Source organism: Millionella massiliensis, assembly GCF_900104655.1.
Classification (GTDB): domain Bacteria; phylum Bacteroidota; class Bacteroidia; order Bacteroidales; family Rikenellaceae; genus Rikenella; species Rikenella massiliensis.
The window spans coordinates 1,072,289-1,087,512 of the sequence record NZ_FNWD01000002.1; the positions used below are offsets into that span (position 1 = coordinate 1,072,289).

Annotated in this window: 9 protein-coding genes; 2 read left to right on the top strand and 7 right to left on the bottom strand. The window is 57.3% G+C overall.

Annotated features, from left to right (window positions below; all coding sequences use genetic code 11):
* The first annotated feature begins 11 nt into the window (after nt 1–11).
* Entirely contained in the window at nt 12–1,748 is a 1,737-nt protein-coding gene (gene lysS, locus BQ5379_RS04250) for a lysine--tRNA ligase (protein ID WP_071134287.1), read from the top strand.
* Between the two features lie 814 nt (nt 1,749–2,562).
* On the opposite strand, the gene secA is transcribed toward lysS, so the two are convergent.
* Both secA and BQ5379_RS04265 read right to left on the bottom strand, forming a co-directional pair.
* Entirely contained in the window at nt 2,563–5,913 is a 3,351-nt protein-coding gene (gene secA, locus BQ5379_RS04260; protein WP_071134289.1) for a preprotein translocase subunit SecA, read from the bottom strand.
* Nucleotides 5,914–6,123: 210 nt separating this feature from the next.
* Complete coding sequence (locus tag BQ5379_RS04265) at nt 6,124–7,365, bottom strand: DUF2851 family protein (protein ID WP_159431211.1); 1,242 nt, start codon at nt 7,363–7,365, stop codon at nt 6,124–6,126.
* Between the two features lie 269 nt (nt 7,366–7,634).
* Here BQ5379_RS04265 and BQ5379_RS04270 point away from each other — a divergent pair, with 269 nt between their 5' ends.
* Nucleotides 7,635–8,372, top strand: coding sequence for a YebC/PmpR family DNA-binding transcriptional regulator (locus tag BQ5379_RS04270; RefSeq protein ID WP_071134291.1), 738 nt, complete (start codon nt 7,635–7,637; stop codon nt 8,370–8,372).
* Nucleotides 8,373–9,029: 657 nt separating this feature from the next.
* On the opposite strand, the gene recR is transcribed toward BQ5379_RS04270, so the two are convergent.
* The 5 genes from recR to BQ5379_RS04295 form a co-directional block, all read right to left on the bottom strand.
* On the bottom strand, nt 9,030–9,620 hold the full coding sequence (gene recR / locus BQ5379_RS04275; RefSeq protein ID WP_071134292.1) for a recombination mediator RecR: 591 nt from the start codon (nt 9,618–9,620) through the stop codon (nt 9,030–9,032).
* Nucleotides 9,620–10,720 (bottom strand): tetratricopeptide repeat protein, encoded by a 1,101-nt coding sequence (locus BQ5379_RS04280; RefSeq protein ID WP_159431212.1) that lies wholly within the window; start codon nt 10,718–10,720, stop codon nt 9,620–9,622. Before BQ5379_RS04280 ends, recR begins: the two co-directional genes overlap by 1 nt.
* Nucleotides 10,721–10,728: 8 nt before the next feature.
* The gene (locus BQ5379_RS04285; RefSeq protein WP_083377580.1) at nt 10,729–12,636 is read right to left on the bottom strand and encodes a BatD family protein; all 1,908 of its coding nucleotides are present in this window, start codon (nt 12,634–12,636) and stop codon (nt 10,729–10,731) included.
* Between the two features lie 339 nt (nt 12,637–12,975).
* On the bottom strand, nt 12,976–13,992 hold the full coding sequence (locus tag BQ5379_RS04290) for a VWA domain-containing protein (RefSeq protein ID WP_071135542.1): 1,017 nt from the start codon (nt 13,990–13,992) through the stop codon (nt 12,976–12,978).
* 187 nt (nt 13,993–14,179) lie between these two features.
* Nucleotides 14,180–15,178 carry a vWA domain-containing protein gene (locus BQ5379_RS04295; protein ID WP_071134294.1) on the bottom strand — a complete coding sequence of 333 codons (999 nt, stop codon included), beginning with the start codon at nt 15,176–15,178 and terminating at the stop codon, nt 14,180–14,182.
* Nucleotides 15,179–15,224: the final 46 nt, after the last annotated feature.

Genomic DNA, 15,224 nt, shown 5'->3' on the forward strand with positions numbered 1-15,224 from the left:
TTCAAAGAGATATGGAAATTACGGAACTGAGCGAACAGGAAATCCTGCGCCGCGAATCGATGAAAAAGCTGCGAGAACTGGGAATCGAGCCCTATCCCGCCGCCGAATATCCCGTCAACACGACCACGGCCGAGATTCGTGCCGGTTACACCCCCGAGAATCCGAACTACCAGGATGTCACCATTGCCGGCCGCATCATGAGCCGCCGGATTATGGGCAGCGCCGCCTTTTTCGAGCTGCAGGACCACACCGGCCGGATCCAGGTATACATCCGCCGCGACGACATCTGCCCCGAAGGCGACCCCACGCTCTACAACACCGTATTCAAAAAACTCCTTGACATCGGCGACATTGTCGGCGTCAAGGGATATGCCTTTGTCACCAACATGGGCGAGCTCTCCGTACACTGCCGCGAATTCACCGTCCTAAGCAAGTCGCTGCGTCCGCTGCCCATCGTCAAGGAGAAAGACGGTCAGGTATTCGACGCTTTCAGCGACCCCGAACAGCGTTACCGTATGCGTTACGTCGACCTGATCGTCAACCCGCCGGTCAAAGAGGTATTCCTCAAACGGTCGAAAATCATCGCCACGATGCGCCAGTTCTTCAACGAACGCGGCTACGTGGAGGTTGAGACCCCCATCCTGCAACCGATCCCCGGCGGAGCCGCTGCCCGTCCGTTCATCACCCACCACAACTCGCTGGACATTGACCTCTATATGCGTATCGCCACGGAGTTGTACCTGAAGAAACTGATCGTGGGCGGATTCGAAGGCGTATACGAATTCGGTAAGAACTTCCGCAACGAAGGGATGGACCGCACCCATAACCCCGAGTTCACCTGCATGGAGATCTACGTTGCCTACAAGGACTACCGTTGGATGATGAACTTCACGGAACAGATGCTGGAGACCGTGGCCAAAGCCCTGCACGACGGCAATACCCAGGTAACCATCGGCGACCGTCAGATCGAATTCAAGGCACCGTTCCGCCGCCTGACCATGACCGATGCGATCCTCGAGAAGACCGGCTACGACATCACCGGCAAAAGCGAAGAGGAACTTCGCGAGGCGTGCGACCGGATGGGAATCGAGACCGACGAGACGATGGGCAAAGGCAAACTGATCGATGCCATCTTCGGAGCCAAGTGCGAAGAGGATCTGATCCAGCCCACCTTCATCACCGACTACCCGATTGAGATGTCGCCCCTGTGCAAGCGCCACCGCGACAATCCCGAACTGACCGAGCGTTTCGAACTGTTCGTAAACGGCAAGGAGCTTTGCAACGCCTACTCCGAGTTGAACGACCCGATCGACCAGCTCGAACGGTTCCAGGACCAGTTGCGCCTCTCCGAGAAGGGCGACGACGAGGCCATGTTCATCGACATGGACTTTGTCCGCGCGCTGGAATACGGAATGCCGACCTGCTCCGGCATGGGGATCGGGATCGACCGTCTGGTCATGTTCATGACCAACCAGCCGACCATCCAGGACGTCCTGTTCTTCCCGCAGATGCGCCCCGAAAAGAAAGCCACCCGCGACGAAGAAAGCGCCTATACGGCACTGGGCATCGCAGCCGAATGGGTACCCGTCCTGCAAAAGATGGGTTACATCACCGTCGCCTCGCTGAGCAACCTGGCCCCCGGTAAACTGTTCAACGATCTGTGCGGCTTTAACAAGAAGAACAAGTTGGGACTGAAAAATCCGACCGCCGACGAAGTCAAGGCCTGGGTTGCCGCCACCCAACAGTAACCTCCCTCCCGGAGAAGCCATCGGGCGAAGGAAAGAGGTCGGCTGCCTGGTATCGGGAGCAAGAATAAAGCCCGGAGATGCAGAGAATGCAGAAGAAATAACACATATGTTTGCATCGGAAACAGCAACCTGCCCGCAATAACCCGAAAACCCGACCTTAAGGTGAAACCATAAAAAAGGACGCCGCCCGCGGATAACGATTATCCGCGGGCGGCGTCCTTTTATACGCTTCTGTTACGCACATCTCCACAGCAGTCAGTCTCCCCTCTCCTCAGGTCAGACATAACCAGAGACGGGAACTCGCTGACAACAAACAGCAAACACAACATGCAACAGACAACAACACTGCGAGCATTAAACGGCAGCCAAACAATCTCCACCCACACCCTTCAATTGGGGCGCAATTCTCCCACATTGATAGCGCAAATCACGGATCCAATCCTGCGGACGTATTTTCCCCAAGTCTTCTAGCCAGTAAAGCCTGACGACACAATCACCATCCATTCTGTTCTCCTCTACCAGCACTTCTGCCCCTTCAACATCGCCTGACTTTCCCCTCCCACACTTCGTCTCCCTGATTTGCCCCCCGTTTCACACCTTCTCACCCAGCACGAAGCCCTTTCCGTTTTCGCTCCCTTCCCCGCCTTTCGCCTCAACGCCTTACCCTCTCCTGCCCCCTCCCCGAAACGATCGACTACCGTATCGTCATCTGCCCCCCTCTTACTGTCTCCCCTCCCCATTTGCACGCTACTCGCAGCGGCACCCGGTAAAATGAGCGCGGGGGGCCGGCCTTTCGGCCTCCCCCCGCGAATCATCAGGCTGCCCCGTGGCAGTTCTTGTATTTCTTACCGGAACCGCACGGACAGGGATCGTTTCGTCCGACCCGTTTTTCGGCGTGGGCCGGTGCCGGTTTGGCACTCGACGAAGCCGCCGATCCTCCACCCGCCGCTACGGGCGTTTCGCTGCGCGAAGTCTGCATCCGGCTCATATCGGGCCGATTCCGCGCCGGAATAGCCTGCTGGGGCTGGGCAGCTGCCTGCGGCTGAGCCTGCTGCTGCGGTTGTCCGGCACCGGGAGCGGTCCCGGCCGGAGCCATCGGCAGGTAAACCTTCAACAACATCGACAGCACCTCGCGGTTGATCTTCTCGATCATCTTGCGGAAGAGTTCGAAGGATTCGAACTTGTAGATCAACAGCGGGTCTTTCTGTTCGTAAGCGGCGTTCTGAACCGACTGTTTGAGGTCGTCCATTTCGCGCAGGTGCTCTTTCCAGTCATCGTCGATCGTAATCAGCATCATGATGCGGCTGAAGGCCTTGTGGATTTCGAGCCCTTTGGTTTCGATCACCCGTTTGAAGTTCACGGGCACGTTCATGCCACGCTTACCGTCGGTCAGCGGAATCGAAACGTTTTCGAAGCGGTCGCCCTGTTCCTTATAGATGGCTTCGAGCACCGGATAGGCCTGTTGGGCGATCTGGCTGGCGCGGCGTTTGAGGGCGCTGCGCATGTCACCCAGCAACAATTCGGCGAGCTGCTGATCCTTGAGGTCGTTGTATTCCTCCTCGGTGAATGACGGTTCGATCGAGATTTGACGGATCAGTTCGACTTTGAATTCGTCGAAGGGCAGTCCGCGGTAGTTTTCGATAAAGGTCTCGGCAAAGTCGGTCATCATGTTGTTGACATCGACTTCGATGCGTTCGCCGAATACGGCATTGTGGCGACGGGCGTAGATCACTTCACGCTGCGAGTTCATCACGTCGTCGTACTCAAGCAGCCGTTTACGGATACCGAAGTTGTTCTCTTCGACCTTTTTCTGAGCGCGTTCGATGGCACGGCTCATCATGCCAGCCTGGATCACTTCGCCCTCCTTGAGGCCCATGGAGTCCATGAGTCGGGCGATGCGTTCGGAGCCGAACAGACGCATCAGGTCGTCTTCGAGCGAAACGAAGAACTGCGACGAACCGGGGTCGCCCTGACGACCGGCACGACCACGCAGCTGACGGTCGACACGACGCGATTCGTGGCGTTCGGTACCGATGATGGCCAGACCGCCGGCCTCGCGCACTTCGGGGGTCAGTTTGATGTCGGTACCACGACCTGCCATGTTCGTTGCGATGGTCACCTGACCGGGACGTCCGGCTTCGGCCACGATCTGCGCTTCGAGCTGGTGCTGCTTGGCGTTCAGCACGTTGTGCTTGATCCCGCGAAGCTTGAGCATCTTCGAGAGCAGCTCGGAGATTTCGACCGAGGTGGTCCCGACCAGCACGGGGCGTCCTTCGCCGACCAGTTTGACGATTTCGTCGATCACGGCGGCGTATTTTTCGCGTTTGGTCTTATAGATCAGGTCCTGGTAGTCTTTTCGGATCACGGGTCGGTTGGTGGGGATCACGATGACATCCAGCTTGTAGATGTTCCAGAGTTCCGATGCTTCGGTTTCGGCCGTACCGGTCATACCGGCCAGCTTGTGGTACATGCGGAAGTAGTTCTGGAGCGTAATGGTGGCGAAGGTCTGGGTAGCAGCCTCAACCTTGACGCGCTCCTTGGCTTCGATGGCCTGGTGCAGACCGTCGGAGTAGCGGCGTCCGTCGAGGATACGGCCGGTCTGTTCGTCGACGATCTTGACCTTGTTGTCCATCACCACATATTCGGTATCCTTTTCGAAGAGGGCGTAAGCCTTGAGCAGCTGATGAACGGTGTGGACGCGTTCGGCCTTGAGGGCATACTCGCTGAGGAGTTTGTCTTTGGCCGAAAGACGCTCTTCGACCGTGAGGTCGCTCTTTTCGAGGTTGGCGATTTCGGTTCCGATGTCGGGCAGGATGAAGAAGCGCTTGTCGTTGATATTTCCGGCCAGCGCATCGTGTCCCTTGTCGGTGAGTTCGACGGAGTGAAGTTTTTCGTCGATGATGAAGTAGAGGTCGTCGGTCACCTCGTGCATGCGTTTGCTGTTGTCCTGCATGTAGAAGTTTTCGGTCTTCTGCATCAGGGCCTTCATGCCGGGTTCCGAGAGGAACTTGATCAGCGGTTTGTACTTGGGCAACCCTTTGTGAACGGCCAGCAGCAACTTGCCGCCTTTAGCTTCGTCACCGTCGGCGATGACTTTGCGGGCTTCGGAGAGCAGCGAGGTGCAGAGGTTACGTTGCAGGTTGTAGAGCGACTCGACCTGTCCGCGATACTCTTCGAACATCTGGTCTTCGCCGCGGGGCACGGGACCGGAGATAATCAGCGGGGTACGGGCGTCGTCGATCAACACGGAGTCGACCTCGTCGACGATGGCGTAATGGTGTTCGCGCTGTACGAGGTCGCCGGGTTCGATGGCCATGTTGTCACGCAGGTAGTCGAAACCGAATTCGTTGTTGGTCCCGAAGGTGATGTCGCAGTTGTAGGCGCGGCGGCGTTCGTCGGAGTTGGGCTGGTGTTTGTCGATGCAGTCGACGGTCAGGCCGTGGAATTCGTAGATCGGGCCCATCCATTCGGAGTCGCGTCGGGCGAGGTAGTCGTTGACGGTCACCACGTGGACCCCTTTGCCGGCCAGGGCATTGAGGAACACCGGGAGGGTCGCCACGAGGGTTTTACCTTCACCAGTCGCCATTTCGGCCACGTTGCCTTTGTGGAGTGCGACGCCGCCGAAGAGCTGCACGTCGTAGTGGATCATGTCCCACTTGATTTCATTCCCGCCGGCGAGCCAGTGGTTCTGGTAGATGGCCTTGTCGCCGTCGATCCGCACGAAATCCTTGCCTTCGGCAGCCAGTTCGCGGTCGGCGTCGGTGGCGGTCACGGTGATGGTTTCGTTCTGGGCGAAACGACGGGCCGTATCCTTAACGATGGCGAACACTTCGGGCAGAATCTCGTTCAGCACGGTTTCGATCGTCTCGTTGACATGTTTTTTCAGCCGGTCGATTTCGGTAGCGATGCGTTCCTTTTCGTCGATTTCGACGTCAGCGGCTTCGAGTTTGGCTTTGAGTTCGGCAATGCGGTCTTCGTCCTCCTTGAGGCGTTCGCGGATCAACTCTTTGAAACCCGTCACGCGGGCACGCAGTTCATCGTCGGAAAGCTTTTCGATCTCGGGATAGATGGCCAGGATTTTGTCCACAATCGGTTGGATCGCCTTGCGGTCTTTGTCCGCTTTGCTTCCGAAGAAGATCTTCAGCAGACTTGCTGTTACACTCATATTTATGTTAGTCTCGTTTTAATTTTCTGACACACAACAGATTGCCCGAGCAAAGCCTCAGGCCGTCCGTTTGAAAGAACCAAAGATACTAATATTTCACGGATTTACAGCGATTCGGCACACGAAAGTTGTTTCGGAGCCCCCTGACAACCGTCCGAGCTCCGTGGGCTCCATCCGTCAGAATCGGAATACCCCTTCAATCGGGCAACCTTATTTGTTGGAACCGAGCTTTTTCCAGAGCCGCACCAGCCGCAGCACCCCCACGGGGCACTCGGCGCAGCGCCGTCGGGCACAATACTCCGTGCAAAGCTGGATAACGGCCTGCGAATCGGCTGCGCTCATCAGGTCGAAAACTTCACCCCAATGCCGCGTATAGCGATTGACTTCGGGAGCCACCTCTTCGTAGAGCGCCAGCGCACGGTCGCGCAACTCGGCATCGCCCGCCTCCATTCCGATGGCCGTGAGCAGCGGAATGACCAGGTTGATGATCCGCAGGTCGATCTTTTCGGGCGACACCCCCATACCGGTCTGCCCGAAGAGGTCACGCAACGCCGTCATCCCTCCGTCGACAGCCTGGCGGATCGCACTGGCCAGCAAGGGAGTGGAGGTCAGGAGTGCCGCCGCCTGCCGGAGCATCGCGGGAGGCAGCGAAGCGGGTCTCACTCCCGCACCGCCCCACGCCACCACCGGCCGGCGCAAACCATACTCCTGTTTCAGCGTCAGATAAATATCCTGCAACTGGCGGATTTCGGGATCGGACGAAGGTGCCGCCGTCAGGTAACCCGACTGTCCGAGCAGCAACGCCTCGGCCTGCTGCCGGTTGCCCGCACACCGGACGAAACAGCGCAACGGGATCGAGCGGGCCAACGCTTCGTAGGATTGCTTGCGATCACCCATCCCCAGCGAACGGAGATAGCAGACGTAAGCCGTCTGTTCCCAGTCGCCGCCCAACTCATGGCACAACCGTTCGACCTCGGCCGTTTTACGTCGAAGCCTGTCGGAGAGCAGCCGCGCCAGAATCTGCTCCTGCTCGACCGGCTCGAGAGCCCCGAAAAAGCCGACACAACCGTCGGCCCCTGCGGCTGCCTGGTCGAGCATCTGCGCATGAAGCAGTTCCAGTTCGGGAGCCGGCGTGAGTACCAGCGTCCGGACCGGATGCCCGTCACGCACCAGCACCCGGTCGCGCTCGCCAACCACGTGGAAAGCGACTCCATCGAAAGCCGGATCGGTCATTCGACCGGTTTCTCGCCACTCCGACGCCCGACCGTCGACTCGCACCCCGCCGTAAATCACCGTATCGCCATACCGAACAGCGGCGTTCAGAAAATCAGGGCCATCGCCATCCGATGCAGTTCCCGACGACTCGGAGACATATCCCGGACTCTCCACCGTGACATTCCTTTCGGGAGCCCACACCTCCTCATCCCGAAACAAGCGGTGTCCCCAGACCATGGCAAGTAATTTAGTATTCGGACAATGGGTCATTACACAGATCAGTTCATCGGTTACACGTTTACGGTGACCGCACCGCGATCCCCCTCCCTGCCCGCACGCCCAGACGAAATCGGACGTTTCCGGGGAAGCACTCCATCCGGAATCGGGCCCAGACTTTCAAAGATAGCATATTGCAGGAAAAGTTCGCTTTTCAATTTCGCCGAAAAGCCCTACCTTTGCGACAATTATAAAAACTGATACACTTTACCACTGAACCGAAAAGAGTTATGGGAAGAGCTTTCGAATTCCGCAAGGCGCGTAAATTCAAGCGCTGGGGCAATATGGCCAGAACTTTCACCCGCTTGGGCAAAGAGATCGTGATCGCCGTCAAAGCCGGAGGTCCCGACCCGTCAGGCAACCCTCGTCTGCGTATGCTGATCCAGACGGCCAAGTCTGAAAACATGCCCAAAGAGAACGTGGAACGCGCCATCAAGCGGGCCATCTCGAAAGATACCGACGCCGACTACAAAGAGATCCAATACGACGGCTACGGTCCCTACGGGATCGCCATCGTGGTTGAAGCCGCCACCAACAACAACACCCGTACGGTAGCCAACGTCCGCAGCTACTTCAACAAAGCGGGCGGTTCGCTGGGCACCACCGGCAGCCTCGACTTCATGTTCGAACGCAAATCGGTCTTCAAGATCAAGGCTCCGCAGGGCATCGACCTCGACGAACTCGAACTGGAACTGATCGACTACGGTGTTGATGAAGTATTCTCGGAAGAGAACGAAGACGGTACCCAGGAGATCGTAATTTACGGTGCCTACGAATCGTTCAGCAAGATCCAAAGCTACCTCGAAGAGAAAGGGTACGAAATTCTGAGCGGTGAGTTCGAGCGCATCCCGAACGACCAGAAAGAGGTTACCCCCGAACAGCGCGAAGCCATCGAAAAACTGATCGAGAAATTCGAAGAAGACGAAGACGTGCAGCGCGTATACCACAACATGAAAGTCGAAGACTAACCTCTCCGCCCACAGATAGGGGGGACGGAAACCTTCCGAAACATACACAATAGCAGAATCGCCGGCTGTCCGTGGGGACAGTCGGCGATTTTTTTGCATATGGAGCATTTAAAATTGTCCGAACACAGTGCCTCTCTGGCGCAGAGCCCACCTAAGGGAAACTCGGATTATACTTTAGCCTCCGCATCCAATGCTCTCTTGCTATGGGGATTAACCGGTTCTACAAGCATATAAAAAGATTTCCACTCCCCGCACGTTTCCACCCCCTGCGTCACACTTTCGCCTCGCCGCAACAGATACTCACGCACGCAAAGGCCCCCTCAACTCCTGTCGCAGGCAAACAGAGAAAATACCTCAATAGGCATTCACCCCCCAAGAAACAGCACCGAAAGATAGAAAGAAAAAATAATCGACTAAAGATCAATAGCCGAACGGCAAAAACAGACAACAGATCGACAAACGTCAACCTAGCCTTCCGCAGAGACATCGCTCACCATCACATCTTAACATTTTCCCATACTCACATTCCCCCGTTCTCTACCCACCGAAATATTTCGCCCACAGACGACCCGCTCTTTTCCACATCCATCGCCGCAGGTTCACAATCAGCCACACACCTCTACTCCTGCACTCCCCCCGAAAGGTCCACCCCGGAGATCACACCCGCTGACGATTCCGAAGGGCATGCGTGATGGTCAACTCATCGGCATACTCCAACTCGTCCCCGAAACCGATCCCGCGCGAGATCACCGACACCGTCACACCCGTAGGCTGCAATTTTTTGGTCAGGTAATACGAAGTCGTCTCGCCCTCGATGGTGGTTCCCAACGCCAGGATCACCTCTTTGACCCCCAGTCGGGCAATATTGTCGATCAGCAGATCGACATGCAGATCGGAGGGCGACACCCCCTGAATGGGCGAGATGACCCCACCCAGCACATGGTATAATCCGTTATACTGCCCGGTATTTTCGATCGACAACAGGTCGCCCACCTGCTCTACCACACAAATTGTCGTGTGGTCACGTTTGGGATCCGAGCAGATCGGACACAACTCCTCGTCCGAGAGGTTCCGACACTGTTTGCACCAGCGGATGTCACGGCGAAACTGGTAGATCGCACCGGCAAACAGATCGACATCCTCAACATCCTGCTTGAGCAGGTGCAGAGCCAGCCGCAGAGCTGTACGCCGTCCGACGCCGGGTAGTTTGGCGAACTCGCCGACCACGTTTTCGAGCAGTTTCGACACTATCGGGCGCCTCCGTCGTCGGTTTTGACAATCGCCTCGATGGCATTGGAAGTGATCCAGCCCTTGTTACCGTCCGAGAGGACGATTTCGGTCCAACCGTCGAGCTGTTCGAGCATCCGTACCCGGGTTCCCTCATGCAGTACGAAGATATCCTTGCTGCCGGCCGAAGGCGAGCTTTTGACCGGAGCCACCAGATTCATGACGATGGCTTCCGTGTTGTGCAACAGTCTATTCCGTTGGAAATTGGCGTAGAACGTGGTTCCAAGGCAAAGCACCAGCGACACTATCCCGCCGTAAAAACCGAGTTTTCGCAGCCCCATCGTCCCGGCAAGGAGCCAGAGAATGATCGCCGCAAAGGTCACTGCCAGGAAGAACAGTCCCAGCGCCGCCCACGTATCCGAACTGAACATCAGTCCGAGATCGCGCAGCCACGTCTTGAGGAAGAATTCGGGAACCGAGTCGATTTTGTCGACAATGCGCGCATTGGCCATCGCCAGGTTGTACTGCGTATCTTCATCCGTGGGGTCGAGCAACAGAGCACGGTTGTAGTTCAGGATTGCCTTCCCCATGCGTCCCTGCTTGAACCAGCTGTTTCCAAGGTTATAATACAGTTTGCTGCTGTGCACGCCCTGCTGGAGCAGCGTCTCGTAGCGGTCGACCGCCAGACGATAGTTGCCGTTGCTGTATGCGGCATTTGCCTGAGCCCAAATCGAGTCCAGAATCATTTTTCCGCCCTCGGCCACATCTACCGGCGACTCTGCCTTCAGCAGCGCGGAGGTATCGGTAGTAGCCACAGCCACCGTGTCGGAAGCCGCATTGGCCTGTTCGGCATTGGCCGGCAGTACCGCGATCGAGGCCGACAAAATTCCCGCCACGCACCACATCCGCGCTCCATAGCCGCGCCGTACTGACGCTGCTTTTTCGTACGTGCGGACCGGAACGGGCTGCACGACCGGAGTCAATGCCCCTTCGGTACGTTCCGCCTGGTTTCCCATGTCGAGACGCGCGGCACCACGCCATGCACGGCACACACGCCGCCACCAGGCAACCATCCGATTCAATTTGTTTACTTGACTGTATTTATTATATATCGTTCTCATAACCAGCATCATATTTTGGATTCAAACCGCCCGATCAGATCGAGTGCCGCGTTGTAGGCCTTGTCCATCTGGACCCCAGCCGCAGGCGAATACTGCGCGAATTCACACTCCGAGATCAGGCTCAGGAATTCACGCGCCTGCTCTTCGGGCACGCCACGACCTTCGACCAGTTCACCCAGGACACGTTCTTTGGTCAGGTTGGCCACGTCGATCGCCAGTTTGTCTCCCATATAGCCCCACAAAGCCCGGAGCAGCTCTTCGAAGAAGGCGCTCTCCTTACCGGCATTCATATAACCTTTGGCACGTTTAAGACGACGCAGGGCCACTTTGTTCGCCTTTTTGGTCTTCACCCGAACGATGTCGGCGCGTTCGCGGATGTTCTTCTGCAGGTAGAAGAGCAGGCCCGCAAAAGCCGCTGCCAGCAGGAAGACGATGAGGAACCATTTCCAGGACCAAAGCAGAGCGTTACCCTGCGGCACCAGTTTCGGGTTGCCCATCCGGATAAAGCGGATGTCGGAACCCAGCATCTTGAGGTCCTCTTTGGTTACGCCCGAGACCATGCCCAGCCCGGAGGTTCCGCCCCCTTCGTCACGCAGGATTTCCACCGGGAAGTCAGGTGTCTTGACCGATTTGTACTGACCCGACACGGGGTCGAAATAAGAGAACGAGACGCCGGAAATGTCGTATTTCCCTTCGGCACGCGCAATGAACGGGAATTCGAAAGTCTTTTCGCCGGTCGTACCGTTTGCCGTGTTCGTCAGCCGTTCGTTGGTCTTCATGTCGAACTGTTCGAAGGCTGCGGGCAGTGTGATGCGCGACGCCTCGACCAGCGGAAAGTTACCGGTCCCGGTGAGCCGCAGGATGATCGAACCGGCGGAGTTGGCCGAGAAGCGGTCGCCGGAGATCATGCCAGCCAGTTCAAACTGTCCGACCGCTCCGGTGAAATCGGCCGGCTGCGGCTGAGGCAGCTCCTTGACGCGGATTTTTACGGCCGACGAGGCGAGTCGGCTCGATACGTTTTTAACCTCGGGCGCACCGCCGAAGAAGATATCGTAGGGCGACCCGGTCGTCGGGGTTTGGGTCACGAGTTGAGCAATGGCCGTAAACTGGGCCTGTTCGATTTCGAGCGTTCCGGTACGCTGCGGATAGAGCAGCCACTGGCGCAGGGTCTGCGTATGGTAGACCTTTCCGCCGAGCGTCGTGCGGTTGTCGCCCTGCTGACCCGAAACATCCATCTCCTGGGCCCAGAAACCGTTCAGAGCCGGATACTTGACATTTTCGAAACCGACAATGTTGACCTGTGTATAGATTTTAAGGCTGGCCACAATGGGTTCACCTTTATAGACATCGGTTTTATTGACCTCCATCCGGAGCAGGATATCGTCCGAGTTGAGCGTGGCTTTTCCAACAGGCTGGGCGTTTCCTCCCCCCTGATGCTGCCCGCGCCCACCTTGAGCCCCCTGAGGATTCTGCTGACGCGCCTGATCGGGGGTCAGACATTCGATGCTCGTGGGTTTGGTCTGGTAGGTTTTCCCGGCAACCGTGGCCGTAGCGGCAGGCAGATCGATCTTGCCGGCCTTATCGGCCTGCACCCAGAAGGTGTAGGTCACCGTAACGCGGGTCTGCGACACCCCGTTGATGAAGGAGGAGAAGACCCCGTTCGAAGGCACCGGCCCGGCCAGCACGTTCAGACCGTTCATGGCAGGCTGCGTAAACTGAACTGCATTGACGTCCAGATTGGGGGCGCTGACCGAGAATTCGATTCGGAACTGGTCGCCCTGAACGACCTTCAGCGGCGCATGGACTTCGAACTCAACGTCGCCCTGCGCGCGAACCAGGCTCAGGCTTCCGGCCAGCAGCAGGCAGACCAACATCGTGATCCGACGTAAATATCGATTGAATGGCTTTGTATTCATACAATATGCAAAGTTAATCTTTTGCTGTGTAATCTTTTTACTATGCTTTCGGCCGTCTCGACTGCACCTTCATCGGTGTCATGCTCGATCTGCCGTCCGTTTTTCATTTCGTTTCCACATTCGCACACTGCACCGTTTTTACAGTGGAAAACACCTTGTCTCCCCCCCAAACAGTCCAATTCCTTTCATACTACCCCACGCTGCTCCACTACACTATAGCGTTCTTCTCTCTCGCTCTCTCAGTTCCACCTCACACTGCCCCCCCTTCTCCCCTGCTTCTACACCCCACTCGCACCCTCTCGTCCTACCGTACGCCCATCCGTCCGCTCTCCCGAGGGTCTACGACTTGAAGACCGAAATCCGGGCCAACAGGCGGTTCTTGCGGTCGAGCATCAGGAACTCGAACAGCAGGATCGCCAGCGCCGCAGCCAACAGGTAGTGGAACTGGTCGTTGTACTCGGCAAAAGCCATCGAGGAAAACTCCTTTTTCTCCATCTGGCCGATCTGTTTGAGAATTTCGTCCAGTCCGACGGTACGGTCCGAGGCCCGCACATAACTGCCGCCCGTGAGGACCGCAATCTGTTGCAGGGTCTGTTCGTCGAGCTTCGAGACGACCATCTGCCCGTTTTCATCTTTCATGGTCTCACCACCGATCGTGATCGGCGCCCCCTCGGGCGTACCGATGCCGACCGTGTAGATCACCACGCCGGCCTCCTTGGCCATCTGGGCAGCCGCGATCGGGTCGTCATCGTGGCTCTCACCGTCCGTCACCAGAATAATGGCGCGGCTCTGGTGGCTCTGTTCCGAGAACGAACGGGTGGCCACTTCGATGGCACGGGCGATCGAGGTGCCCTGACGCGGGACCATATCGGGATTCAACCCGCTCACGAAACTTTTGGCCGAGATGTAGTCCGACGTGATGGGCAGCTGGATATAGGCATCGCCCGCAAAGACAACCATCCCGACACGGTCCTTGTCGAGCTGTTCGATCAGCCGGCCCACCGCATTTTTGGTTCTCTCCAACCGGTTCGGAGCGTAGTCTTCGGCCAGCATACTGTTCGAGACGTCGACGGCCAGCATGATCTCCACCCCTTTGCGAGTGACTTCGTGCAGTTTGGCACCGAACTGCGGCTGGCCGAGCGCCAGAATCATCAGCGTCAGCGCCAGCGTCGTCAGGATAAATTTGTTACGGATCCGTTTGGGCGACGCTTCGGGCATCAGCTGACGGATCACCTCAATGTCACCGAAACGGGCCAGGCGCCGTTTCTGCGCACGACGGTAGAGGATATAGACGACAACAGCCAGCGGCACCAGCAACAGGAGCCACAGGTAGTCGGGTTGTGCAAATCTGAACATGTTCATGGTACACTTGTTTTTCAACGCGTTTCACTGCATGGCCGGGCGCCGGGCCACACACGAAACAAACGGTCATACACTCCTCATTTTCGGCCGCTCCGTTTCAGTCATCCCCTGATTTCAGCCAGCCCGGCGTGACCACTCTGGTTTCAACCGCCCCCGTTTCAGCCCCCCCGCTCCACTCGGGCTACGGAATCTGACGCAGGAAGATGTATCGGCAGAGCATCTCCACAAAGAGCAGTCCGACGGCCAGCAACAGCCACAGGTGATAGACTTCGGAGTATTTGACGAAGTTTTCGACTTCGACTTTGGCTTTTTCGAGTTGGTTGATTTCGGCGTAGATTTCAGCCAGTTTGGTATTGTCCGTAGCGCGGAAATAGCGTCCGCCGGTCTTGTCGGCAATCTCGCCGAGCATCTTTTCGTCGATCTCGACCTTGGCCTGTACGAACGAGATACCGCCCCAGGCGTTGAGCGTCGGCGTGGGGGCCACCCCTTCTGTCCCGACTCCGATGGTATAGACGCGGATACCGTAGTCGGCGGCGATCTGTGCAGCGGTGAGGGGGTCGATCTGGCCGCTGTTGTTCACCCCATCGGTGAGCAGAATCACGACCTTACTGGGCGAGTCGCTCTGCTTGAGCCGGTTGACGGCTGTCGCGAGACCGTTCCCGATGGCCGTACCATCGGCGATCATGCCGCTTTCGATCTGGTTCATCAGGTTCACCAGCGAGACGTGGTCGGTGGTGATGGGCGACTGGGTAAAGGCTTCGCCGGCAAAAACCACGAGACCGATCCGGTCCGTTGGGCGCTCGATGATGAATTTCGAGCCGATATCCTTGGCGGCAGAGAGACGGTCGGGCTGAAAGTCGCGGGCCAGCATCGAACCGGAGATGTCGAGGGCCATGACGATGTCAATCCCTTCGGCATTGACGTTCTGATGGTCTTCGGAGGTCTGCGGCCGGGCCATGGCGAAGATGACCAGTGCCACGACCAGACACCGCAGCAGGAAGGGGGTATGGCGCAGCCAATAGCGATAGGTTCGCCCGAGCCGCTGGACTCCGGCCACCGTGGAGACCTGCATGGCGGCACGCCCCTGGATGGTGCGATAGACGTAGTACGCAATCATGGGCGCCAGTACGACCAGCAGCCACAGGATACGCGGGTTTTCAAATCTTACTATATCGAACATCTAAGCTCTATTATGTAATTCGTACTGTGAGGCGTCACGGCTGTCC

Coding starts and splice junctions, on each gene's coding strand:
- BQ5379_RS04290 (WP_071135542.1), bottom strand. CDS start 13,992: ATGTTCAGATTTGCACAACCCGACTACCTGTGGCTCCTGTTGCTGGTG.
- BQ5379_RS04280 (WP_159431212.1), bottom strand. CDS start 10,720: ATGAGAACGATATATAATAAATACAGTCAAGTAAACAAATTGAATCGG.
- BQ5379_RS04270 (WP_071134291.1), top strand. CDS start 7,635: ATGGGAAGAGCTTTCGAATTCCGCAAGGCGCGTAAATTCAAGCGCTGG.
- BQ5379_RS04285 (WP_083377580.1), bottom strand. CDS start 12,636: ATGAATACAAAGCCATTCAATCGATATTTACGTCGGATCACGATGTTG.
- BQ5379_RS04265 (WP_159431211.1), bottom strand. CDS start 7,365: ATGGTCTGGGGACACCGCTTGTTTCGGGATGAGGAGGTGTGGGCTCCC.
- BQ5379_RS04295 (WP_071134294.1), bottom strand. CDS start 15,178: ATGTTCGATATAGTAAGATTTGAAAACCCGCGTATCCTGTGGCTGCTG.
- secA (WP_071134289.1), bottom strand. CDS start 5,913: ATGAGTGTAACAGCAAGTCTGCTGAAGATCTTCTTCGGAAGCAAAGCG.
- lysS (WP_071134287.1), top strand. CDS start 12: ATGGAAATTACGGAACTGAGCGAACAGGAAATCCTGCGCCGCGAATCG.